General features: G+C 62.5%; 21 protein-coding genes. 13 read left to right on the top strand and 8 right to left on the bottom strand.

Annotated features, from left to right (window positions below; translation table 11 throughout):
• Positions 1-44: 44 nt before the first annotated feature.
• Positions 45-644, bottom strand: a complete 600-nt coding sequence (locus tag I6L32_RS05530) for an NAD(P)H-dependent oxidoreductase (protein ID WP_041212184.1) — start codon at positions 642-644, stop codon at positions 45-47.
• Positions 645-703: 59 nt separating this feature from the next.
• Positions 704-1,546, bottom strand: a complete 843-nt coding sequence (locus I6L32_RS05525; RefSeq protein WP_109112677.1) for a LysR family transcriptional regulator — start codon at positions 1,544-1,546, stop codon at positions 704-706.
• Between the two features lie 140 nt (positions 1,547-1,686).
• Here I6L32_RS05525 and I6L32_RS05520 point away from each other — a divergent pair, with 140 nt between their 5' ends.
• The 6 genes from I6L32_RS05520 to I6L32_RS05495 all read left to right on the top strand — a co-directional run bounded on the left by I6L32_RS05520 (position 1,687) and on the right by I6L32_RS05495 (position 9,911).
• Positions 1,687-2,409 (top strand): SDR family oxidoreductase, encoded by a 723-nt coding sequence (locus I6L32_RS05520; protein ID WP_216944797.1) that lies wholly within the window; start codon positions 1,687-1,689, stop codon positions 2,407-2,409.
• A gap of 76 nt (positions 2,410-2,485) precedes the next feature.
• Positions 2,486-2,809, top strand: coding sequence for a hypothetical protein (locus tag I6L32_RS05515; RefSeq protein WP_010672576.1), 324 nt, complete (start codon positions 2,486-2,488; stop codon positions 2,807-2,809).
• A 45-nt stretch (positions 2,810-2,854) separates the two neighbouring features.
• Positions 2,855-3,286, top strand: coding sequence for a DUF411 domain-containing protein (locus I6L32_RS05510; protein ID WP_216944796.1), 432 nt, complete (start codon positions 2,855-2,857; stop codon positions 3,284-3,286).
• 288 nt (positions 3,287-3,574) lie between these two features.
• A complete protein-coding gene (locus I6L32_RS05505) occupies positions 3,575-5,740 on the top strand; it encodes a S9 family peptidase (protein WP_216944795.1) in 2,166 nt (721 codons plus the stop codon).
• Between the two features lie 547 nt (positions 5,741-6,287).
• Positions 6,288-7,259, top strand: coding sequence for a TAXI family TRAP transporter solute-binding subunit (locus I6L32_RS05500; RefSeq protein ID WP_045523000.1), 972 nt, complete (start codon positions 6,288-6,290; stop codon positions 7,257-7,259).
• An 87-nt stretch (positions 7,260-7,346) separates the two neighbouring features.
• Positions 7,347-9,911, top strand: coding sequence for a TRAP transporter permease (locus tag I6L32_RS05495; protein ID WP_042015289.1), 2,565 nt, complete (start codon positions 7,347-7,349; stop codon positions 9,909-9,911).
• Positions 9,912-9,932: 21 nt separating this feature from the next.
• Here the strand turns inward: I6L32_RS05495 and I6L32_RS05490 are convergent, their stop codons facing one another.
• Together I6L32_RS05490 and I6L32_RS05485 are read right to left on the bottom strand one after the other, a co-directional pair.
• Positions 9,933-11,135 carry an ISL3-like element ISAeme19 family transposase gene (locus tag I6L32_RS05490; protein WP_084865641.1) on the bottom strand — a complete coding sequence of 401 codons (1,203 nt, stop codon included), beginning with the start codon at positions 11,133-11,135 and terminating at the stop codon, positions 9,933-9,935.
• Positions 11,136-11,311: 176 nt separating this feature from the next.
• Complete coding sequence (locus I6L32_RS05485) at positions 11,312-11,470, bottom strand: hypothetical protein (RefSeq protein WP_005332188.1); 159 nt, start codon at positions 11,468-11,470, stop codon at positions 11,312-11,314.
• A 172-nt stretch (positions 11,471-11,642) separates the two neighbouring features.
• Between I6L32_RS05485 and I6L32_RS05480 the strand changes: the two genes are divergently transcribed.
• Positions 11,643-12,269, top strand: a complete 627-nt coding sequence (locus tag I6L32_RS05480; protein ID WP_039040401.1) for a lysoplasmalogenase — start codon at positions 11,643-11,645, stop codon at positions 12,267-12,269.
• 60 nt (positions 12,270-12,329) lie between these two features.
• Here the strand turns inward: I6L32_RS05480 and I6L32_RS05475 are convergent, their stop codons facing one another.
• Both I6L32_RS05475 and I6L32_RS05470 read right to left on the bottom strand, forming a co-directional pair.
• The gene (locus I6L32_RS05475) at positions 12,330-13,883 is read right to left on the bottom strand and encodes a DHA2 family efflux MFS transporter permease subunit (protein ID WP_216944794.1); all 1,554 of its coding nucleotides are present in this window, start codon (positions 13,881-13,883) and stop codon (positions 12,330-12,332) included.
• Positions 13,883-14,935 (bottom strand): HlyD family secretion protein, encoded by a 1,053-nt coding sequence (locus I6L32_RS05470; protein WP_039040403.1) that lies wholly within the window; start codon positions 14,933-14,935, stop codon positions 13,883-13,885. The genes I6L32_RS05475 and I6L32_RS05470 overlap by 1 nt, the downstream gene beginning before the upstream one ends.
• A gap of 97 nt (positions 14,936-15,032) precedes the next feature.
• Here I6L32_RS05470 and I6L32_RS05465 point away from each other — a divergent pair, with 97 nt between their 5' ends.
• Entirely contained in the window at positions 15,033-15,935 is a 903-nt protein-coding gene (locus I6L32_RS05465) for a LysR family transcriptional regulator (RefSeq protein ID WP_043154427.1), read from the top strand.
• A 243-nt stretch (positions 15,936-16,178) separates the two neighbouring features.
• Positions 16,179-16,493, top strand: a complete 315-nt coding sequence (locus tag I6L32_RS05460; RefSeq protein WP_010672587.1) for a DUF2007 domain-containing protein — start codon at positions 16,179-16,181, stop codon at positions 16,491-16,493.
• 15 nt (positions 16,494-16,508) lie between these two features.
• Here I6L32_RS05460 and I6L32_RS05455 read toward each other — a convergent pair whose 3' ends face one another.
• Positions 16,509-17,792 carry a dicarboxylate/amino acid:cation symporter gene (locus I6L32_RS05455; RefSeq protein ID WP_216944793.1) on the bottom strand — a complete coding sequence of 428 codons (1,284 nt, stop codon included), beginning with the start codon at positions 17,790-17,792 and terminating at the stop codon, positions 16,509-16,511.
• Between the two features lie 208 nt (positions 17,793-18,000).
• On the opposite strand from I6L32_RS05455, the gene I6L32_RS05450 reads away from it, so the two are divergent.
• The gene (locus tag I6L32_RS05450) at positions 18,001-18,246 is read left to right on the top strand and encodes a YecH family metal-binding protein (protein WP_039040405.1); all 246 of its coding nucleotides are present in this window, start codon (positions 18,001-18,003) and stop codon (positions 18,244-18,246) included.
• A 101-nt stretch (positions 18,247-18,347) separates the two neighbouring features.
• Positions 18,348-18,947: a YhgN family NAAT transporter gene (locus tag I6L32_RS05445; RefSeq protein WP_010672590.1), complete on the top strand. Its 600-nt coding sequence runs from the start codon at positions 18,348-18,350 to the stop codon at positions 18,945-18,947.
• A gap of 61 nt (positions 18,948-19,008) precedes the next feature.
• Here I6L32_RS05445 and I6L32_RS05440 read toward each other — a convergent pair whose 3' ends face one another.
• On the bottom strand, positions 19,009-19,986 hold the full coding sequence (locus I6L32_RS05440) for a LysR substrate-binding domain-containing protein (RefSeq protein ID WP_010672591.1): 978 nt from the start codon (positions 19,984-19,986) through the stop codon (positions 19,009-19,011).
• Between the two features lie 292 nt (positions 19,987-20,278).
• Here I6L32_RS05440 and tatA point away from each other — a divergent pair, with 292 nt between their 5' ends.
• The gene (gene tatA / locus I6L32_RS05435; protein ID WP_010672592.1) at positions 20,279-20,443 is read left to right on the top strand and encodes a twin-arginine translocase TatA/TatE family subunit; all 165 of its coding nucleotides are present in this window, start codon (positions 20,279-20,281) and stop codon (positions 20,441-20,443) included.
• Positions 20,444-20,453: 10 nt separating this feature from the next.
• A complete protein-coding gene (locus I6L32_RS05430) occupies positions 20,454-20,756 on the top strand; it encodes a YfcZ/YiiS family protein (protein ID WP_010672593.1) in 303 nt (100 codons plus the stop codon).
• The last annotated feature ends 84 nt before the right edge of the window (positions 20,757-20,840 follow it).

Here is a 20,840-nt window from a genome sequence, read left to right as displayed (position 1 = left end):
TGCCGGTGAGGGCTGGCCGGGCCTGCGCCCGGATCGAGTGTGTGTCATGGGAGTACCCCCAGCAGATCGCGCAGATAGGGGCTCTCGGCCAGCTGGGCCGGGGTCAGCTGTTCGTCACGCAGGGCGCACAGCAGTTGGCGATAGTCCTGGCCGCAGCGGCGCAGCGCCTCGGGATCCTCGAGCTTGTGGAAAGAGTGCAGCACGAAAGGGGGCAGCCAGCGCATGCCGCACAGCTGTGCGGTCTGCTGGAAGGGGAGCAGGAAGTCGAGCAGCGGGCGCTGGTTGTAGCCGGCGCGGCAGTAGGATTCGGGGCCGCCCCCCGTGGTGATGGCGCTGAGCCACTGCTTGCCGTTGAGGGCATGGGCCTCGGGGCCGTAGGCATAGCCGTACTCCAGCACCAGGTCCATCCACTCTTTCATGATGGCCGGGCAGGAGTACCAGTAGAAGGGGTGCTGGAAGACGATGATGTCGTGCTCCGCCAGCAGGGCCTGTTCCCGTTTCACGTTGATGAACATGTCCGGATAGCGCTGGCAGAGATCGTGCAGGGTGATCCCCTCCAGCCCCTCGATGGCGTGCAGCAGTTGTTTGTTGGCCCGGGAACTCTGCAGCGCCGGGTGTGAAAAGATGACCAGAATGCGTTTCATGGGATTCCTGAAGAGGGTCTGCTGCCGGCACATGCGACAGACTGTGAGCTGAAACGTTATCAAGAAGCTCCCTGGCCCGCCAGTTCCGGGATCAGTGCGCGCAGCGCCGGATTCAGGGTCTGGTGGGCGGGGTAGCAGAGGCCGATTCGGCGGAACATCCGGGGGCCGCTCACGGGCAGGGTGCACAGGCCCGCTTCGTCCTCCACCAGCCCGTCGGGCAGGAAGCTGATGCCCACTCCGGCCAGCACCAGCGCCATCACCAGCCCCTTGCTCTCGGCCTTGGCCACCAGATTGAGAGTGAGCCGGTCACAGGCCAGCAGGCCTATGGTTTGCTGATGGGCTTCGCAGGGGGGACACTCAATGAAATCATGGTGTTGCAACTCAGCCAGCTCGATACGCGCCCTGCCCGCAAGAGGGTGTCTCCTGGGAACGCACAGCACGTACTCCTCTTCCCAGAGCGGCAGGAAGATCTCGTCCTCCCGGCGCAGGGCATCCAGGGTCAGCCGGCAGTCGGCCGGGGTGCCGTAATCGGAGAGGGTGAGATCCAGCTCGGGCAGCACCCCCTGCACCCGCCGAAGCAATCCCGCCAGCCGACGGCGGCTGAGGTCGGGCATGATGGCCATGTTGAGTCTCGCACGCGTCGCCTTCTGGCGAAACAGGGTCGGCAGGCGACGCGCCTCTTCCACCAGCTTGACGGCGTGGGGATAGAGATAGTGGGCCGGATCCTTCGCTTCCACCCCCTTCTTGCCCCGGATGAAGAGGCTGTCCCCCAGGCTCTCTTCGAGCTGGCGAAGGCCGGCGGAGAGGGAGGGTTGGCTCACGTGGCAGCGGGCTGCCGCCGCCGTGATGTTCTTCTCTTCATAGATGGCGATGAAGAAGCGCAGCAATCTCAGGTCCAGCATGGGGATACCATAGTTAATTCAGATGATAACCAGCGGAAAACTATATTTATCGCCGATGGATGTAGCGACTATAGTGACTGGGTCCCGTGCTGGCCAGCCCTTGTTTGACGCCCATTTCAACGCATCAGAAGGAAAACTCCATGTCCAAGTCCCTCGTGGTGATCACCGGCGCGTCCGCCGGGATCGGTGCCGCCATTGCCCGCGCCTTCTCCGCCGCCGGCCATCCGCTGCTGTTGCTGGCCCGCCGGGTCGAGCCCATGCAGGCGCTGAACCTGCCCGATACCCTCTGCATCGGGGTCGATGTCACCGACACCGCCGCCATGAAGGCCGCCGTGGCGCAGGCGGAGGTGCAATTCGGCCCGGTGGGATGTCTGGTCAACAATGCCGGCGTCATGCTGCTGGGACAGGCCGACGTGCAGGATCCCGCCGAGTGGCAGCAGATGCTCAACATCAACGTGATGGGGGTTCTGAATGGCGTGCATGCGGTACTGGCCGGCATGAAGGCCCGCCGCAGCGGCACCATCATCAACATCAGCTCCATCGCCGGTCGCAAGACCTTCCCGAACCATGCCGTTTACTGCGCCACCAAGTTCGCCGTTCACGCCCTGACCGAAAATATCCGGGAAGAGGTGGCCGATGTCGGCGTGCGGATGGTGACCATCGCTCCGGGCGCGGTGGAGACCGAGCTGCTCAGCCACACCACGGACGAGAGCATCAAGGCGGGCTACCACGACTGGAAGGATCAGATGGGAGGCGTCATTGCACCCGAGGTGATCGCCGACGCCGTGCTCTACGCCTGGCACCAGCCGGCCAACGTCTGCGTGCGGGAGATCGTGCTGGCAGCCACCCGTCAGCAACCCTGATGCAAACGGGGGAGGGGTTGACCCTCCCCCTGGGCCAAGGGTTACCATAGGCCCTCTTTCGTCATTGAGTCGTCTCATGGTCCTGACCCGTCGCCAACTCGCTCGTGCCCGTCGCTGGCTCCCCCTGTGGAGTCTGGTGCTGGTGCTGATGTCGTTTGGCAGCCGTGCGGCCACCGATCTCTGTACTCTGACGCCTCATTGCAGCCAGAGCGAGCGTACCCTGGAAAAAGCCATGCCCTGCGGCAGCTTCACCTCGGCGCTCGCCATGACGGTGCTCACCAGCGACAGCCTGACGGTTGCCCGGCTTGAGCCCGACAGGCCGACATACCTCTCTCCCTCTCTGTTCATGCCGGAGGCGCCCCTGAAGCGTCTCGAGCGTCCGCCCCGTCACCACGGCTGAGTCGAGTTTCCCTTTCCGGGCATTTCTTCTTAACCGAGGTGAGATATGTACAAGTCCCTGTTACTGGCCGTGCTGGCCGGTACCGTCAGTTTTTCTGTTCTGGCAACCGGGCAGATGACCGTCTACAAGTCCCAGTATTGCGGTTGCTGCAAGACCTGGATCAAGCACATGGAAGAGAACGGCTTTGAGGTCAAGGTCGTGGAAACCGAGCAGCTGGACCCGATCAAGCAGCAGCATGGCATCACCCCGCAGCTGGCCTCCTGCCACACCGGGGTGGTGAACGGCTATGTGGTGGAGGGGCATGTGCCCGCTGCCGACGTGCAGAAGCTGCTCAAGGAAAAACCGGCGATCCGCGGTCTGACCATTCCGGGGATGCCCCAGAGTGCGCCGGGCATGGATATTCCGGGTCAGCCCTATCAGGTGCTGAGCATCAGTGACGAGGGCGCGACCAAAGTCTGGTCGAGCTACCCCGGCTGATGGATGCTGACCGTGAGCAGACACACTTCCATCATGTGAGGCACACCTGAGCGAACCCGTGTCGCTCACGGTCAGGGAGGAGGGCCGCCATCGCGAGATGGCGGCCCTTTTTCGTCGATTTGGGGGGGAATGTCCGGGGAGCCCTTGCAACCCCGGGCGACAAGGGGCAGATTGATCGCCAATTTTTATTTTCTCAGGGACGCTTTTCCCGCTGCCTGCCGGTGTGCCGTCTGGATGCGTGCAGCACCAGCGGGAGGGGCGGCCCTGTGACAGCGCAAAGGATGCGACATGTTCACCTTTTCCCGGGGGTTGCTGCTGGCTTGCCTGCTTGCTGCGCCCTGTTCCCATGCCAACGAAGAGTCCGCCATGCCTACAAGCGATACTTCCACCCAGCCTGTCATTGTCCCCCCGGTGGCTGCCAAGCACCCCCATACCCTGAAAAAACACGGGGACACGCGCGTCGACAACTACTATTGGCTGCGCGATGACGAGCGGCAGAAGCCCGAGGTGCTGGACTATCTCAAGGCCGAGAATGCCTACACCGAGGCCATGCTCGCACCGATCAAGCCGCTGCGCGAGCAGCTCTACAAGGAGATGGTGGCCCGTATTCCCCAGCAGGACGAGTCTGTCCCCTATGTGAAGAACGGCTACCGCTATCAGACCCGTTACGAGCCGGGCAAGGAGTACGCCATCTACTCCCGCAGCAAGGTGGAAGGGGATGGGGCGCCCGCCCTGCTTCTGGATGGCAACCAGCGCGCCGAAGGCCACGAGTTCTATGCCCTGGGGGCGCTCGAGGTGAGCCGCAACAACCGCTGGCTGGCGGTGGCGGAAGATTATCTCTCCCGCCGTCAATACAGGATCCAGTTCCTCGATCTGGAGAGCGGCGTCTGGGCCGCCGACACCCTCGAGAACACCTCCGGCAACCTGGTGTGGGCCAACGACAGCAAGACGGTCTTCTACGTGCGCAAGCACCCCAAGACCCTGCTGCCCTACCAGGTCTATCGCCACGAGCTGGGCACGGACCCCGCGAAGGACACCCTGGTCTACGAGGAGAAGGACGACTCCTTCTATGTGAGCCTCTACGCCACCACCTCGGAAGATTTCATCGTCATCTCCCTCTCCAGCACCACCACCAGCGAGGCGCGCCTCATTGATGCCAATGTGCCGGGTCAGACGCCACGCCTGTTCCTGCCCCGTCAGGTGGATCACGAATACAGCCTGGATCACTACCGCGGTCGCTTCTATGTGCGCTCCAACAAGGACGGCAAGAACTTCGGCCTCTATGAGACCAAGGAGAGTCCGGTGGATCGCTGGAAGGCGGTGATCGCCCCCAATCCGGACGTACTGCTGGAGAGCTACGCCCTGTTCAGGGACTGGCTGGTGCTGGAGGAGCGCAGCCAGGGGTTGACCCGGTTGCGTCAGGTCAACTGGCAGAGCGGCGAACAGAAGGAGATCGCCTTCGACGATCCCGCCTATGTCACCTGGCTTGCCTACAACCCGGAGCCGGACACCAGCGCCCTGCGCTATGGCTACTCCTCCATGACCACGCCGTCCTCCACCTACGAGCTGGACATGGACAGCGGCAAGCGGACTCTGCTCAAGCAGCAGCCGGTGGCGGGCTTCGTGCCTGCGCAATATGCCAGCGAGCGGCTCTGGATCACCGCCCGTGACGGCGTGGCCGTGCCGGTGTCGCTGGTCTATCGCAAGGACAAGTTCAAGAAGGCAGGGGGCGGTGCAGGCACCAATCCCCTGCTGGTCTACGGCTATGGCTCCTACGGCGCCAGCATGGACCCGGACTTCAGCAGCTCACGCTTGAGTCTGCTGGACCGGGGCTTCGTCTACGCCATCGCCCATATCCGGGGTGGCGAGGAGCTGGGCCGCACCTGGTATGAAGAGGGCAAGCTGCTCAAGAAGCAGAACACCTTCAACGACTTCATCGACGTGACCGAGGCGCTGGTGGCGCAAGGCTACGGCGCCAGGGATCAGGTCTATGCCATGGGAGGCAGCGCCGGCGGCCTGCTGATGGGGGCCGTCATCAACCAGGCGCCCCAGCTCTATCGCGGCGTGGTGGCCCAGGTGCCCTTCGTCGACGTGGTCACCACCATGCTGGACGAGTCCATTCCCCTCACCACAGGGGAGTATGACGAGTGGGGCAACCCGAACAAGAAGCGCTATTACGACTACATGAAGGCCTACAGCCCCTACGATCAGGTCAAGGCCCAGGCCTACCCGAATCTGCTGGTGACCACGGGGTTGCACGACTCCCAGGTGCAATACTGGGAGCCGGCCAAGTGGGTGGCCAAGCTGCGTGAGTTGAAGACTGACGACAACCAGTTGCTGCTCAGCACCGACATGGAGGCCGGTCACGGCGGCAAGTCGGGCCGTTTCAAGGCCTATGAGGACATCGCCCTGGAGTTCGCCTTCATTCTGGAGCTGGCTGGCAGCAAGGCGTGATGGCCGGGCCCAAATGAAATCAGCTTGTTACCAAACCCCGTTCCGGTAGCCTCGGATCGGGGTTTTTGCATCTTGGCGACAAAAGCGTCATTAACGTCGTGTTTATGCTGTTCAGTAAGCACTTCGCAATATAACGGACCAGGTATCTAATCCTTGCCAGTCAAGGGTTGCGAAAGAATCTGGGCGTGCTTTTTATTGCTTCCCTTTGATAGTTCATGTAATTAATCTGCCCTTGAGAAATGAATGATCCGCTTCAAACTTCTCGCTATTTAAATCCGCCATTTTGCTGTTTTGTTTGATTTATGTTGGTGTTATGTGCTTAATCGGAGCGTTAATGCTTTTGAACTGACCCGTTTCTGGTCAGATCACCTCCGATCGGCATGACGCTGATTATCTCACCGCAGGATGATGGTGGCTTCTGGAAGGGCGCGTGCCGCTCGACCATTTCCTCGTACGAGGTCCTATAGGCGAACCCAGTCTTGATGCGGGTCTGTCTCATATTCTCCCGGGAAACGGGTGAAATAAATCAATGAAAAGGATGAAGAACATGAAAGGATTATCCTTGGCGTGCGCCTTGTCGGCGGCTCTGGTCGGTGTGTCGTTTGGTGGTCCGGTGCAAGCGCAGGAGCGCTTCGTGACCATAGGCACCGGCGGTCAGACCGGCGTCTACTACGTGGCGGGCCAGTCCATCTGCCGCTTCCTCAACCGCGGCGCCGCCGATCACCAGATCAAGTGCAACGCCCCGGCCAGTGGCGGTGGTGTTGCCAACGTCAACGGCATCCGCTCCGGCGAATTCAACTTCGGCATCATGCAGTCCGACCACCAGTACAAGGCGATGAAGGGCGTCGAGCCGTTCAAGGCCGAAGGTCCGATGGATGACATCCGCGCCGTCTTCTCCCTGCAGAGCGAAGTGTTCACCATCCTGGCCCGCAAGGACGCCAAGGTAGCCAGCTTCGACGACCTGAAGGGCAAGCGCGTCAACATCGGCAACCCGGGTTCCGGTCAGCGTGACACCTTCGAAGAGATCATGGCCGTGAAGGGCTGGGACAAATCCGCCTTCAGCCTGGTTTCCGAACTGAAACCCGCCGAGCAGGCTTCTGCCCTGGGTGACAACAACATCGACGCCATGAGCTACTTCGTCGGCCACCCGAACGGCGCCATCCAGGAAGCCTCCACCACCACGGACACCGTGCTGGTGCCGGTCACCGGCCCCGAGATCGACAAGCTGCTGGCCGAGAAGAGCTACTACAGCAAGGCCGAGATCCCGGGTGGTCTCTACAAGGGCAGCCCGAACCCGACTCCGTCCATCGGTGGCAAGGCGGTGCTCTCCACCAGCGCCAAGGCCGATCCGGAAGTGGTCTACCAGCTGGTCAAGTCCGTGTTCGACAACCTGGACCGCTTCAAGCGCCTGCACCCGGCCTTCGCGGATCTGAAGGAAGCCGACATGATCAAGGTGGGTCTCTCCGCTCCGCTGCATGAAGGCGCTGTGCGTTACTACAAGGAACGTGGCTGGATGTAATCCGGCTGCGTCTTCGGATGTGCCCCGGACTCGCTCCTCCTTCGGGGGAGCGAGTCTCATTTATTGCAGTACCTACAGAGTCACACTATGCAGCAAACACAACAACAAGAGGCGCTCTCGGCCGAGGAGCTGATCGCCCAGGACGTCGGCGCCAGGCTGCCCGTCGGCCCCATGAGCTGGATCATCGCAGGTCTTGCGCTGATCTGGTCCCTGTTCCAGCTCTGGATAGCCTCGCCGCTGCCCTTCTCCCTCGGCATCGGCGTCCTCAACGACACTGAAACACGCTCGATTCACCTGGCCTTCGCCATCCTGCTCGCCTACCTGGTGTTCCCCGCCATGCGCAGCTCACCGCGAGACAGGGTTCCCCTTGCCGACATCGCCCTCGGCCTCGTCGGTGCCGCCGTCGCCAGCTATCTGTTCGTGATGTACCAGGAGCTTGCCCAGCGTCCCGGCAACCTGACCACCATGGACTTCGCGGTGGCCTGCGTCGGCATCCCGCTCCTGCTGGAAGCGGCCCGCCGCGCCCTGGGCCCGGCCCTGGCGGTCATCGCCATCGTCTTCCTGGCCTACAGCCTGGCCGGTCCCTGGATGCCTTCCCTGCTGGCCCACCGCGGGGTGAGCCTGCATGCGCTGGCCAACCACCAGTGGATCACCACCGAAGGGGTGTTCGGCATCGCCCTCGGGGTCTCCACCAGCTTCGTCTTCCTGTTCGTGCTGTTTGGCGCCCTGCTCGAGCGCGCCGGTGCGGGCCATTACTTCATCCAGCTCGCCTTCAGCCTGCTGGGTCACCTGCGCGGCGGCCCGGCCAAGGCGGCCGTGGTCGCCTCGGCCCTGACCGGCGTCATCTCCGGCTCCTCCATCGCCAACGTGGTGACCACGGGCACCTTCACCATCCCCATGATGAAACGGGTCGGTTTCTCCAAGGAGAAGGCCGGCGCGGTGGAAGTGGCCTCTTCGGTCAACGGCCAGATCATGCCGCCGGTCATGGGGGCTGCGGCCTTCCTGATGGTGGAGTACGTGGGCATTCCCTATGTGGAGATCATCAAGCACGCCTTCCTGCCGGCGGCCATCTCCTACATCGCCCTGCTCTACATCGTGCACCTCGAAGCGCTCAAGCTCGGGATGCAGCCCATCGGCAACCGTCAGCCGCGCCCCTGGCTGCGCCGCCTGACCGGCTTCGCCTTCGGTGCCGCCCTCATCAGCGGCCTCTCCATGGCGGTCTACTACGGTCTGGGCTGGCTCAAGCCGGTACTGGGTGACTATGCCCTGCCGGGGATCAGCGTGCTGCTGGCCGTCGCCTACCTGGGACTGCTGAAGATCGCCGCGAGCAACGCGCCGCTGCCGGCGGAAGACCCGGACAAGCCACTGGACGAGCTGCCCGAGACCCGCGCCGTGCTGCTCTCCGGCCTGCACTTCCTGCTGCCCGTGGTGGTGCTGGTGTGGTGTCTGATGGTGGAGCGCCTCTCCCCCGGCCTGTCGGCCTTCTGGGGGTCGGTGATGCTGATCATAATCCTGCTGACCCAGCGACCGCTGCTGAACTGGCTGCGCACCGACGGCAAGCATGACTACGGCTCCTTCACCGATGGCGTGGTGGACCTGCGCGAGGGGCTGATTGCCGGTGCCCGCAACATGATCGGCATCGGCATTGCCACCGCTACTGCCGGCATCATCGTCGGGGCCGTCTCCCAGACCGGCGTCGGCCTGGTACTGGCGGATCTGGTGGAGTTCCTCTCCATGGGCAACCTGCTGCTCATGCTGATCCTCACCGCCCTGCTGAGCCTCATCCTCGGCATGGGGCTGCCGACCACTGCCAACTACATCGTGGTATCGAGCCTGCTGGCGCCGGTGATCGTCACCCTGGGTCAGCAGAACGGCCTCATCGTGCCGCTCATCGCGGTGCACCTGTTCGTCTTCTACTTCGGCATCATGGCGGACGTGACCCCGCCGGTGGGGCTGGCCTCGTTCGCCGCGGCCGCCGTCTCCAAGGGCGACCCCATCAAGACAGGGATCACGGCGTTCTACTACAGCCTGCGTACCGCGGCGCTGCCGTTCCTGTTCATCTTCAACACCGATCTGCTGCTCATCAACGTGGACTTCGCCCACGGCGTACTGATCTTCATCGTGGCCACCATCGCCATGCTGATCTTCGCTGCCGCCACCCAGGGCTTCTTCCTGGTGAAGAGCCGCTGGTACGAGAGCGTGCTGCTGCTGCTGGTGGCTTTCACCCTGTTCCGTCCTGGCTTCTGGATGGATCTGCTGCACGACCCGTATCGCGACACCGCCCCGGCCGAGCTGGTCCAGACCATGGGGCAGGTGGAGGCCGAAAGCACCCTGCGCCTGCGCATGGAAGGGGAAGATGCGGTGGGCAAGCTGCGCCGCTTCACCGTGCTGCTGCCGGTGCCTTCGGGCGTCAGTGGTGAGGACCGTCTGGCCAAGCTGGGGATCCAGACCTATGAGCAGGACGGCAAGATCCTGATCGACACCGTCACCTTCGGCAGCCAGGCCGCCGATCTGGGGCTGGAGATGGATCAGCAGATCCTGAGCGTCAAGGCGCCCACCGAGCGCTGGCCCAAGGAGCTGATGTGGCTGCCGGGCTTCCTGCTGTTCGGGGCCGTGGTCTGGCTGCAACGCCGCCGGGTCGCTCGACCCTGATCATCACCCAATAAAAAAGGTTCATCGCGGCTTTCCGGGGAAGGCCGCCTTGATTTTCAGAAAAAAGTATTCTGAGTCCCTAAATCCATATGCCATACGCTTTATCACTTTGATCTTGTTGTTCACCCCTTCCAGCACACTCGTGTGCATCGGGTAGTTTGCACTCGCCAGGATCCCCCGCATATATTTCGATAAATTTCGACCAAATCGTTGCAGCGGCGCTAGCCCGCTTTCCTTCACCTGCCGCATCCAGCTCCGCCATCGTCGCCATCCTTCCCACACGCTCGGCGCATACCAGATGCCCTTCAACGCCTCTTTCAGCACGTACACCATCGCCAGCGGTTGATTCGCCGCCAACAGCTCCTGCAACTTCACATCCTGTTTTTCACTCAGCTTCGCCCGATTACGTAGCAGCAACCAACGCGCACTTTTGACCACTTTTCGCGCCGGTTTATCGCTTTTCAGTGCATTCGCCTGCTCCACTCGCACCCGGTCCACCACCTCTCGGCCATAGCGAGCCACCACGTGGAACAGGTCGTAGACCACCTCCGCCTGCGGGCAGTGTTGCTTCACCTCCAGGTCGAACGCCGTGTTCATGTCCATCGCCACCGCCTCAATCTGCTGGCATCGCTCGCCGAGCTGCTCGAAGAAGGGACGGATAGCGGCCCGGCTGTTGCCGTGCCCCACCCACAGGACGCGGGTTCGCTCGGCATCCATGATCACGGTGGCATAGCGGTGTCCCTTGTGCAGGGCAAACTCATCCATCACCAGCCGCCGCACCTCCCCAAGTTCGATGGTGCCCACACTGGTCTGCAAACGGCGCTTGTCGATCTCCTTGATGGTGTGCCAACCGACCCCGGTGAGCTGGCTGACATGGCGGATGGGGAGGTACTGAACGAGCGCTTCAATCCAGCACTGCATGCGCCGGGTGAGGCGGGAGCCAGAGGGGAGCCAGTCGATATGTTCACTGACGCGACCACAGCGCAGACAGTCGACGCGGCGAACAGGCAGTTGTAACCAGACTTGTCGGTCAAATAGGTCTCGCTCACGCACCCGGCGGATACGTTGGTCGTGGATCAATGGCGTGGGTTGCAGGCATCGGCGACAACGGGGCAACAGGTCGGCGCGAGGCTCAAGGGTAAACAGGGTGTGATGGTTGGCAGAAAGCGCTTGGGCGATGACGGTATAACCTGGCCAGAAGGAGGCAATATCAATATGATGCACGGCGACAGCAGGGTGATGGTGGTGGTGTGTTTGGAGACAGCCAGTTTACCAGCACCCTGTCTGTCAACTTCCACTTCCCCAAGATCCCGCGAAGAACCATAAAAAACGGCGCCTTCGGGCGCCGTTTTTTATGCTGGGCTGTGATGCCGGCCGCTTCGGGCCATCAGTCCAGGGCATCAGTTGGACTGGGTCTGCTTCTGTTTTTGCAGTTGGTCGAGGGTCTGCTGCTCCTGCGGGCTGAGGCCAAGCTGCTCGCAGGCCTGTTCAAAGCTGATGCCAAGATGGCACATCATGATGTCGATAGCGGGCAGGTAGTTGGTCATAGCATCTTCCATGGTGATCCTCCAGAGCTGTCTCTTATGCCCGAGGGCGGGGATGGGGGCAATTAGACTTTAGGTGTAGGGAGCCATCTGCTTCAGCCTCTGCCACTGGCCGGGGGAATTTGCTACTCTTGCGGGCACTAAAGAGGTTGCCGCCCCAGGGCGAGCAGCCGGTGAGGAGCAGGGCATGTTATTGAGTTTCTTGATCATCGCATCGGGCTGGTGGCACATCCGCGCGGCTTACGGCTCAGACTCCCGTCAGTTCTACATCAGCAAACCCCTGACCATGCTGTTCATCATCGCCCTGGCGTTTGGCTACCAAGGCGACGATCACAACGGCTCCCACGCCTGGATCCTGCTCGGTCTCTGCCTGTCGCTGGCGGGGGACGTGCTGCTGATGCTGCCACGGGATCGCTTCATCCAGGGGCTGGCGGCATTTTTTGTCGCTCACCTCTGCTACATCGTCGGTTTCGCCCAGGGGCCCCTGGTGCTCAAGCTGGTGGACGGCCTGCTGCTGTTGCTGGTGGCCGGCATGGTGTTCGGGCTCTTGTGGGGCCAGCTCGGCGAGATGAGGATCCCCGTCTTCTGCTACATGCTGGTGATCATCGCCATGGCCTGGGTGGCTGCCGGTGCCTGGCATGCCTCTCTCACTGCCGGCAGCGCCGCCGCCCTGGTGGGGGCGCTGATGTTCCTCTTCTCCGACAGCATGCTGGCGCTGGACAGATTCCGCCGCCCCTTCCCCCATGCCACGGCCTGGATCATGAGCAGCTACTTCGCGGCACAGTTCCTGATCGCCGCCTCCCTGGCGGGCTGACCGGCGGACGGCCATGAAAAACGGGCCTTCTGGCCCGTTTTGCTATGTGATCCCCACCTTTCACGCCTCGACCGGTTCTGCGTCAGGGGCCCTCGGGGCCGGCTGCTTGAGCAGCAGCATCAGGGCGCTGGCGATCAGCAGGAAGATACCCATCACGTAGAACACCTGGTTGTAGGCCATGATGGCCGCCTCGCGGCTGATGGTGTTCGACAGCATGGCCCGGGCCTGCAACTGGGCCTGCTCCGGCCCGGATCCCTGGGCCATCATGTTCTGGGCCAGCTGCATCAGATAGGCCTGCCCCTCGATGCTGGTGGCGGCCAGGGTGCTGCCGATCTGGCTGACATGAGTCCGGGTGTCGTTGTCGATCAGGGTGGCGATGATGGCGATGCCGAAGGCCCCCCCCAGGTTGCGCAGCACGTTGAGCAGGGTCGAGGAAGAGGGGATCTCGTCCGGTGTCAGGCTGGCGGTCGCCACCAGGGAGAGGGGCACCATGATGAAGGGCTGTCCCAGGGCCCGCACGATGAGGGACTGGATCAGCTGGGGCCCGGCGTAGTCGGCATTCATGTTCACGTTCATGAAGCAGCTGATGGCGAAGACCAGAAAGCCGAAGCTCACCAGATAGCGCGGATCTATCTTGTGGGTCAGCTTGGGCACCAGGGGGAGCACCAGCAACTGGGGCAACCCCATCCACATCAGCACTTCACCGATTTCCAAGGCGTTGTAATTGTGGATCTGGGTCATGTAGAGGGGCAGCACATAGATGGAGCCCATCAACCCCATACCGAGCACCAGGTAGGCGAAGCAGGCCAGGGCGAAGCGCGGGTTGTGCAGCAGCCGCAGGTTGACCAGGGGGTGGCGGCGCAGCAACTGGCTGATGACGAAGAACACCAGGGCCACCACCGAGATGACGGTGAGCCGCACGATGAAGCTCGAGCCGAACCAGTCCTCCCGGTTGCCCTCTTCCAGCACCACCTCCAGGAGGCCGAGCCCCACCGCCATGGTGAGGATGCCGATGAGATCCACCCGCTTGATCACTTCCCAGTCCACCGGCTTCCTGTCCAGCCCGTGGGCCAGCATGGCCATCACCAGCAGGCCGGGCGGCACGTTCAGATAGAAGATGTAGTGCCAGGACATCTGCTCCGTCAGCCAGCCCCCTAGGGTCGGGCCGATGGCGGGGGCGAAGGTGGCGCACAGGCCGAACAGCGCCATGCCGGTGGCCCGCTTGTGCAGCGGCAGCAGGCTGACGATGAGGGAGAAGGCCATGGGGATCAGGGCCCCGCCGGTGAAGCCCTGCAGCGCCCGAAAGACGATCATGCTGGTGAGGTTCCAGCTGAACGAGCAGAGCACGGAGGCGACGATGAAGGCGCCCGTGGTCCACAGCAGGTAGCGCCGCACGCTCAGTCCCCGGCTCAGCCAGCCGCTCAGCGGAATGGCGATCATCTCCGCCACCAGATAGGAGGTGGAGATCCAGGAGCTCTCGCTCAGGGTGGCCGAGAGTGCCCCCTGAATGTCTTTCAGGGAGGCGTTGGTGATCTGGATGTCGAGGATGGCCATGAAGGCGCCGATGAGGCCCCCCATGACCGCGATCCAGTTGCGGCGTGGTATGGCGTCCATCAGTGGGCGGCTACCACGGGATCAGGGGTGCGGGTGTCGACGATCACCTCGGTGGAGAGGCCGGGCAGCAGCTTGCCCGCCAGGGCGCCCGGATCCGGGATGCGGATCTTGACCGGCACCCGCTGCACGATTTTGGTGAAGTTGCCGGTGGCGTTTTCCGGCGGCAGCAGGGCGAACTTGGCGCCGGTGGCCGGAGAGAGGCTGTCGATGATCCCCTCGACCGGTTGATCCGGATAGGCATCCAGGATCACCTCCACCTTCTGGCCCGGCTGCATGTGCTGCAACTGGGTCTCCTTGAAGTTGGCCTCGACCCACACCTGGCTCAGTGGCACCAGGCTGGCCACCTGCATACCGGACTGGACGTAGAGCCCTTCCCGCAGGCTGCGCTTGCCGATGATGCCGTCAGCCGGGGCTCGCAGCTCGGTGTAGCCGAGTTCCAGCCTGGCTTGTTCGAGCTGGGCTTCGCTCAATGCCAGCCTGGCCTGGTTCTGCTTGGCTTCGGCATCCAGCACCAGCAGCCGCTCGCGGGCGGCCTGCAGGGCGGCTTTGGCCTCCAGTGCCTGGGCCTGGTTGACCTGCAAGCCGGCGCGCACCTCGTCCAGGCTGTCCTGGGAGCTGTAGTGACGCTCATTGAGCTGGCTGACCCGGCGCACCTGCTGCTGGGCCCGGACCTGCTCGGCATTGGCCGAGCTGACTTTTGCCTCGGCCTGGCGGATGAGGCTCAACTGCTGGATACGGGTGGCGGCGAGGTTATCCGCCGTCGCCTGGTTGAGGTGCAGATCGGCCTCGGCCTCCGCCACCTTGGTCCTGTACTCGCGGTCGTCGAGCCGGGCGATGAGCTGGCCGGCCTTCACCGCCTGGTTGTCGGTCACCAGTACTTCGCTGATGTAGCCGGAGAGCTTGGAACCGATGCCGGTCACCTCGCTTTGCAGGTAGGCGTTGTCGGTGCTCTCGAAGTAGCGGCCATGCAGATACCAGTAACCGGCAAACAGCAGGCCGAGCAGGGCCAGCACCAGGGCGGCCAGCAGGGGGATCTTCTTGTGTTGACTCATGATATTGGTTTTCCTGAACTGTGGCGGGCAGGCTAACATCGTGCAACTGTTTCGATTAGTATCCATTCATGAGATATACAGTTTCACTGGTGAAACAATGGACCTGAATGCTGCCTTAATCCTCGTTCGTATCGTCGACAAGGGCTCCTTTACCGCCGCTGCCCAGGAGCTGGGCATGACCAAGGCGACGGTGAGCCGCCGCATCGCCGAGCTGGAGCAGCGTCTCGGCGCGCGGCTGCTCTATCGCTCCACCCGGCAGCTCACCCTGACGGAAGCCGGTGAACAATATTATCTACGCTGCAGCAAGGCGGTGGAGGAGCTGGCCCAGGCCGAGCTGATGCTCAGTGCCAGCCAGCAGGAGGTGACGGGGATCCTCAAGCTGGCGGTGCCCATCGAGACGGGACAGCTGGTGGTGGGCAGGCTGGTGGCGAACTTCCTGCAAGCCTATCCGGGCATGAAGGTGGAGCTGGAGCTGACCAACCGCATCGTGGATCCCATCAGCGAGGGGCTGGATGCCATCGTGCGGGTCGGCGACATGAGCGACTCCAACCTGGCGGCGCGGCGTCTCTGGAGCACCGAGCGGCTGCTGTGCGCCAGCCCGGACTATCTGGCGCGCCACCCGGTGATCCAGAGGCCCGCCGATCTGGTGCATCACGAGCGGATCGCGGTCAGCACGGGGTTCCTCGCCTCGCACTGGTGTTTCGAGCTGGATGATCGCGAAGTGCTGGTGGATCCCCCGTCCCGCTTCCAGGTCAACAACATCACCTGTGCCAGGGAGGCGGCGAAGGCGGGGCTGGGGCTGGCTTCCCTGCCTGCCATGCTGTGCCATGATGAGCTGGCGAACGGGACGCTGGTCTCCTTGCTGCCGGAGTGGCAGCAACCCAGGGTACCCATCTACCTGCTGTTTCCCGAGCGGCGCCTGATGCCGCGCAAGCTGAGGGCATTCATCGATTTTCTGGTGGCCAACGGCCCGGCTTATGGCATCGACAAGCTGCTGTAAGGGTTTCGAGGACAACGTATGGAGCGGTGGATGAATCTGTATCGGGCATCTCGCTCCCGGAAGATGCTCGCCCTGGAGTAATGATGGTAGTGCTGGTGATGACGGCACTGGCAAGGGTTTCGAGGACAACGTATGGATCAGTGGATGAATCTGTATCGGGCATCTCGCTCCCGGAAGATGCTCGCCCTGGAATGATGGTAGTGCTGGTGATGATGGCACTGGCAAGGGTTTCGAGGACAACGTATGGATCAGTGGATTAACTTGTATCGCGCCTCTCACTCCCTGGAGGCGCATGCCCTGAAAGGGGCCTTGGAAGTAGAGGGAGTCAGGGTGCGCCTCAGCGGCGAAGGACTCTCCGGCGCGCTCGGGGAGCTGCCGGTGGATCTGCTGCAAGTGACCCTGATGGTGAACGAGCGGGATCGTCAGCGGGCAGGCCGGATCATCGAGCGCTACCAGCAGCGCCAGGGCAATGGCTGGCTGTGCGGCCAGTGCGGGGAGGAGAACGGCGCCAACTTCGATATCTGCTGGCGCTGCCATCACGATCCCCAGGATCATTGAACGCCCCTCGCGCCCTCAGCGCAGGGTGAAGTCGATGTCATCCCCCGCATGGGCATCGTGGTAGGTGGCGAGATCCAGCTCCTTCTCGCTGCGGGCGATGAGCACGGAGACCAGGATGTCGCCGGAGACATTGACCGTGGTGCGCGCCATGTCGAGGATCCGGTCTATGCCAGCGATGAGTGCCACCCCTTCCAGCGGCAGTCCCACGGCAGTGAGGGTCAGGGTCAGCAGCATCAGCCCGGTACCGGGTGTGCCCGCCGTGCCGATGCTGGCCAGCGTGACGATGCTGATGATGGTCAGGTAGTCCACCAGATGCAGATCCACCCCGAAGGCCTGGGCCACGAACAGGGCGGTGACCCCCTGATAGAGGGCGGTGCCATCCATGTTGATGGTGGCGCCGATGGGCAGCACCTTGGCGGTGATGGCGGGGGAGACCCCGAGCCTGCGTTCGGCGCAGGCCAGGCTGATGGGCAGGGTGCTGCTGCTTGAACTGCTGGTGAAGGCCACCGCCTGGGCATCGACGATGCTCTTGAAGTAGTGCAACGGGTTGAGGCGCGCCATCAGGAGCAGCAGGCTGCTGTAGACGCCAAGCACGTGGAGCAGGCAGCCGAGGTAGACGGCGCCGATCACCTTGAGCAGCGGCAACAGCAGGCTGACGCCGTACTTGCCGGTCATCCAGGCCATCAGGGCGCAGACGCCATAGGGGGCCAGGGCCATCACCATCTGGGTCAGCTTGAACATTCCCTCTGCCAGGGAGGTAAAGAACAGGATGGCGGGGCGGCCGCGTCGTCCGGTGGCGTTGAGGGCGAGAGCGAGGGCCACGGCGAACACGATCACCTGCAATATCTTGCCATCGCCCATGGCCTGCACCGGGTTGCGCGGCACCAGGTGGCTCAGCACGCTGGCCAGGGTAGGTTGCTGCGCCATGGCGCCCCGTTCATAAGGACCCATGTTGGCGCCCATGCCCGGTTCCAGCAGCCAGCCCATCATCAGGCCGATGCAGATGGCGACGGCGGTGGAGCAGAGATAGAAGCCGATGGCCTTGCCGGCGATGCGGTCGAGCCGCTTGCCCTTGAGCAGGGCGGTGAGGCCTGCCAGGACGGAACAGAAGATGAGGGGCACCATCAGCATCTGGATGGTGTTGACGAACAGGACGCCGATGGGCTTGAGCAGCAGGGCCTGCTCGTTGAAGCAGAGCCCCAGACCTATCCCGGTCAGCATGCCGAGCAGGGTCTTCAACCAGAGCGGGCGACGGGTCCAGATCCGCCAGGGTTTGAAGACCAATCCATGGAACAGCATGACGCCAATGTCCTTATTTTCTGTCTGCGGTGGCAAAAAGGGGCGACAGTGTAGCCATCCCCCCGTCAGGTTGCCACATTATCGACAAAGCGGCGCTCACGACCAGCCCGCTGGCGTTAAAAAAGGCGTTTTGTTGGCCTATATCAAGAACCCTCTCCGGGCTTCCGGCTTTAATTGTCATTTGACATGATGATTAAAGGGGTTCGAGATGTCCCAATCGATACACGGTCACGAAGTGATGGAGATGATGCTGGAGCAGGAGAGTCCGTTTACCCGGGCCAGCCTCAGGGCGGCGATCGCCTCGCGCTTCGGTGCCGAGGCCCGGTTCCACACCTGCAGCGCCAGCGAGATGGACGCTGACGCCCTGATCGACTTCCTGGCCAGGCGCGGCAAGTTCATCGACTCGGAGTCAGGGTTCCAGACCCGCGCCGACAAGATCTGCAACCACGGATGATCGCCAGTGGTGAGCGCGGTGGGGCGCTCGCCGAATCCCGCCACCTTTGTTATATTTCGCCCTCCTTCCCCTCTTGTTAAAAGGTTCTGCCCGGGCGCTCTATGGACACATTCTCCGCTGCCGTCATGCTGTTTCTGATCATGGATCCGCTGGGCAACCTGCCGGTCTTCCTCTCTATCCTGCGCCATGTCGACCCCAAGCGTCGACGCAAGGTAATGCTGCGGGAGCTGTTGTTTTCACTGGTGATCATGATGGGCTTCCTGTTCGCCGGTCAGCAGATCCTGAGCTTCCTCAACCTGCGTCAGGAGGCGGTCAGTATCGCGGGGGGCATCATCCTCTTCCTCATCGCCATCAAGATGATCTTCCCGAGCCCCGGTGGCGTGACCGGGCTGGCGGCGGGGGAGGAGCCCTTCCTGGTGCCCATGGCCATCCCCATGATTGCGGGCCCCTCCATCCTGGCTTCCCTGCTGCTTCTGGCCAACCAGGAGCCGACCCGGATGGTGGACTGGTCATTGGCCCTGCTGATGGCCTGGGGGGCCAGCGCCGTGATCCTGATGTTCTACGAGCTGTTCAACAAGCTGCTGGGTGAGCGAGGACTCACCGCGGTGGAGCGGCTGATGGGCATGCTGCTGGTGATGATCTCGGTGCAGATGCTGCTGGACGGGGTACACCACTATCTGGCGGTGACGGGTCAGAACTGACGGGGCGAATGCTGATGTCAACGTGAAACGGGGCTTCTTGAGCCCCGTTTTTTTTTGCGCGTCAGGCGGCAGCGGCCGGGCCGTCCGCCGAGGTTTCCAGCTTGCCCATGATGAGGGCGAGCAGGGTCTCCCGCAGCCAGCGATGGCCCGGATCCTCCTCGTGGCGCTGATGCCAGATGAGCAGGTGGGAGATGCTGTCCAGGGCGATGGGCAGCGGCAGCGGCACCAGGGGATAGACCTGGGTCGCGTGGCGGGCGTAGAGGCGGGAGAGGGTCACTATCATGTCCGAGTGCATGCCCATGCGCAGGGCCGCCTCGAAGGAGGGCACGGTCGCCTCGATCCGGCGATAGAGATCCTGCTCCGCCAGCTTGTGATCCAGCATCCAGCGATCCCGCCCCTCGCAGTAGGTCTGCACATGGGGGTAGGCGAGGTAGCGGGCGAGATCCCACTCGGGCTCCTGCAAGGCAGGGTGATCCCGTTGCACCAGGCAGGTGAGATCGTCGATGGTGAGCAACCGCTGGCAGATGGCGTTGGGCAGGGTGTCGAGGCGAAAATCCGAATTGATGCAGTTCTCCCGCACCGTGAAGGCGATATCCACCTGGCCCTGGCTCATCTCGGTCAGGCTGTGCTCGGTCCACTCCTCGTAGCGCAGGCGGATGCCGGGGGCCTGACGCTTCAGTTCGCTCAGGTAGAGGGGGGCAAACAGGGTGAAGGCGCTGTCCATGCTGGCGATGACGAACTCCCGCTCCGTGCTGGCGGGATCGAAGTCCGGCGGCTGGATCAGGTTGTCCAGGGAGAGCAGTATGGGCTGCAGTTGCTGCTGGAGATCCAGGGCGCGCGGAGTGGGATCCATCCCGTAGGCCGAGCGCACGAACAGGGGATCGTCAAAGGTCTCCCGCAACCGTCCGAGGGCCTTGCTGACGGCGGACTGGCTCAGGTGCAAACGGCGTGCAGCCCGGCTGCCGTTGCGCTCTTCCAGCAAGACTTGCAGGATTATCAACAAATTAAGGTCTATGCGTGCAAGCTGTTCCAGCAACATGATATGAATCCTCTTCAATTTCTAGATGAATATATACCATTTGTTTTCATATCTTGGCGATCCTATGCTCGACGGGTCTCTCGCCCTGGTGGCGGCTGGTACAGGATGTAGCGGTTGAGGGGACAAGTAGCACCGACTCATACGGCGGCCCATGGTCGCCGTATTTTTTTGCGCCTCGTCGCCGTTTTTGCGCGATTTTTTCGCCAACTTGCACCTGCCTTGATTTTGCCCAACAATCGATACGCTTTCTTTTGATACAACCTCCAGGTATCTAACAGTCAGGAGTCTCCCTATGGGACTGGGTGGCATTCATATCTGGCATCTGCTGATCCTGCTCGTGGTCGTCGTCGTGGTGTTTGGCAGCAAACGCCTGGCTGGCGCCGGTGAGGATCTGGGCACTGCCATCAGGGATTTTCGCAACGCCTTGCGCGACGATGACAATATCCGGAATAAGTAGGAGTGAACGTATGTCTGTAGACGAGAAAGTGGAACTGAACGAGACCTGTGACAGTTGCGGCTGTTTCGCCGAAATTGGCACCATCATCGGCGAAGGTGACGACGTCATGGAGCTGGTGATCGAGGCTGCTGCAGAAGCCGACGCCCGCGAGAAATTTGCGGCTTACGAGGCGCTGGCCAAGCAGGTCACTGCCGAAGCCAAAAGCAGCAGCGAGCTGAGCCGGGGCCCGGATGGCGTGATCCTGAAGGCCCGCCTGCAATTCACCTGCACCGCCGAGAAGCTGATCTTCGAGATGCGCGCCCGCTCCCTCTGAGATCGTGATGACACGGCAGGCTTGCCTGCCGTCTTGCTCTGCCCCTCGCTTTTTCCCTCCCTTTGCGTTGTATAGTGAGTTATC

Source organism: Aeromonas sp. FDAARGOS 1402 (assembly GCF_019046925.1).
Lineage (GTDB): Bacteria > Pseudomonadota > Gammaproteobacteria > Enterobacterales > Aeromonadaceae > Aeromonas > Aeromonas caviae.
Note: the sequence above shows the minus strand (reverse complement) of the source record. Positions and strands in the feature narration are given on the sequence as shown.

Excerpts from the sequence above, each read along its gene's own strand:
- I6L32_RS05530 (WP_041212184.1), bottom strand. The coding sequence starts at position 644 with ATGAAACGCATTCTGGTCATCTTTTCACACCCGGCGCTGCAGAGTTCC.
- I6L32_RS05525 (WP_109112677.1), bottom strand. The coding sequence starts at position 1,546 with ATGCTGGACCTGAGATTGCTGCGCTTCTTCATCGCCATCTATGAAGAG.
- I6L32_RS05520 (WP_216944797.1), top strand. The coding sequence starts at position 1,687 with ATGTCCAAGTCCCTCGTGGTGATCACCGGCGCGTCCGCCGGGATCGGT.
- I6L32_RS05515 (WP_010672576.1), top strand. The coding sequence starts at position 2,486 with ATGGTCCTGACCCGTCGCCAACTCGCTCGTGCCCGTCGCTGGCTCCCC.
- I6L32_RS05510 (WP_216944796.1), top strand. The coding sequence starts at position 2,855 with ATGTACAAGTCCCTGTTACTGGCCGTGCTGGCCGGTACCGTCAGTTTT.
- I6L32_RS05505 (WP_216944795.1), top strand. The coding sequence starts at position 3,575 with ATGTTCACCTTTTCCCGGGGGTTGCTGCTGGCTTGCCTGCTTGCTGCG.
- I6L32_RS05500 (WP_045523000.1), top strand. The coding sequence starts at position 6,288 with ATGAAAGGATTATCCTTGGCGTGCGCCTTGTCGGCGGCTCTGGTCGGT.
- I6L32_RS05495 (WP_042015289.1), top strand. The coding sequence starts at position 7,347 with ATGCAGCAAACACAACAACAAGAGGCGCTCTCGGCCGAGGAGCTGATC.
- I6L32_RS05485 (WP_005332188.1), bottom strand. The coding sequence starts at position 11,470 with ATGGAAGATGCTATGACCAACTACCTGCCCGCTATCGACATCATGATG.
- I6L32_RS05480 (WP_039040401.1), top strand. The coding sequence starts at position 11,643 with ATGTTATTGAGTTTCTTGATCATCGCATCGGGCTGGTGGCACATCCGC.
- I6L32_RS05475 (WP_216944794.1), bottom strand. The coding sequence starts at position 13,883 with ATGGACGCCATACCACGCCGCAACTGGATCGCGGTCATGGGGGGCCTC.
- I6L32_RS05470 (WP_039040403.1), bottom strand. The coding sequence starts at position 14,935 with ATGAGTCAACACAAGAAGATCCCCCTGCTGGCCGCCCTGGTGCTGGCC.
- I6L32_RS05465 (WP_043154427.1), top strand. The coding sequence starts at position 15,033 with ATGGACCTGAATGCTGCCTTAATCCTCGTTCGTATCGTCGACAAGGGC.
- I6L32_RS05460 (WP_010672587.1), top strand. The coding sequence starts at position 16,179 with ATGGATCAGTGGATTAACTTGTATCGCGCCTCTCACTCCCTGGAGGCG.
- I6L32_RS05455 (WP_216944793.1), bottom strand. The coding sequence starts at position 17,792 with ATGCTGTTCCATGGATTGGTCTTCAAACCCTGGCGGATCTGGACCCGT.
- I6L32_RS05450 (WP_039040405.1), top strand. The coding sequence starts at position 18,001 with ATGTCCCAATCGATACACGGTCACGAAGTGATGGAGATGATGCTGGAG.
- I6L32_RS05445 (WP_010672590.1), top strand. The coding sequence starts at position 18,348 with ATGGACACATTCTCCGCTGCCGTCATGCTGTTTCTGATCATGGATCCG.
- I6L32_RS05440 (WP_010672591.1), bottom strand. The coding sequence starts at position 19,986 with ATGTTGCTGGAACAGCTTGCACGCATAGACCTTAATTTGTTGATAATC.
- tatA (WP_010672592.1), top strand. The coding sequence starts at position 20,279 with ATGGGACTGGGTGGCATTCATATCTGGCATCTGCTGATCCTGCTCGTG.
- I6L32_RS05430 (WP_010672593.1), top strand. The coding sequence starts at position 20,454 with ATGTCTGTAGACGAGAAAGTGGAACTGAACGAGACCTGTGACAGTTGC.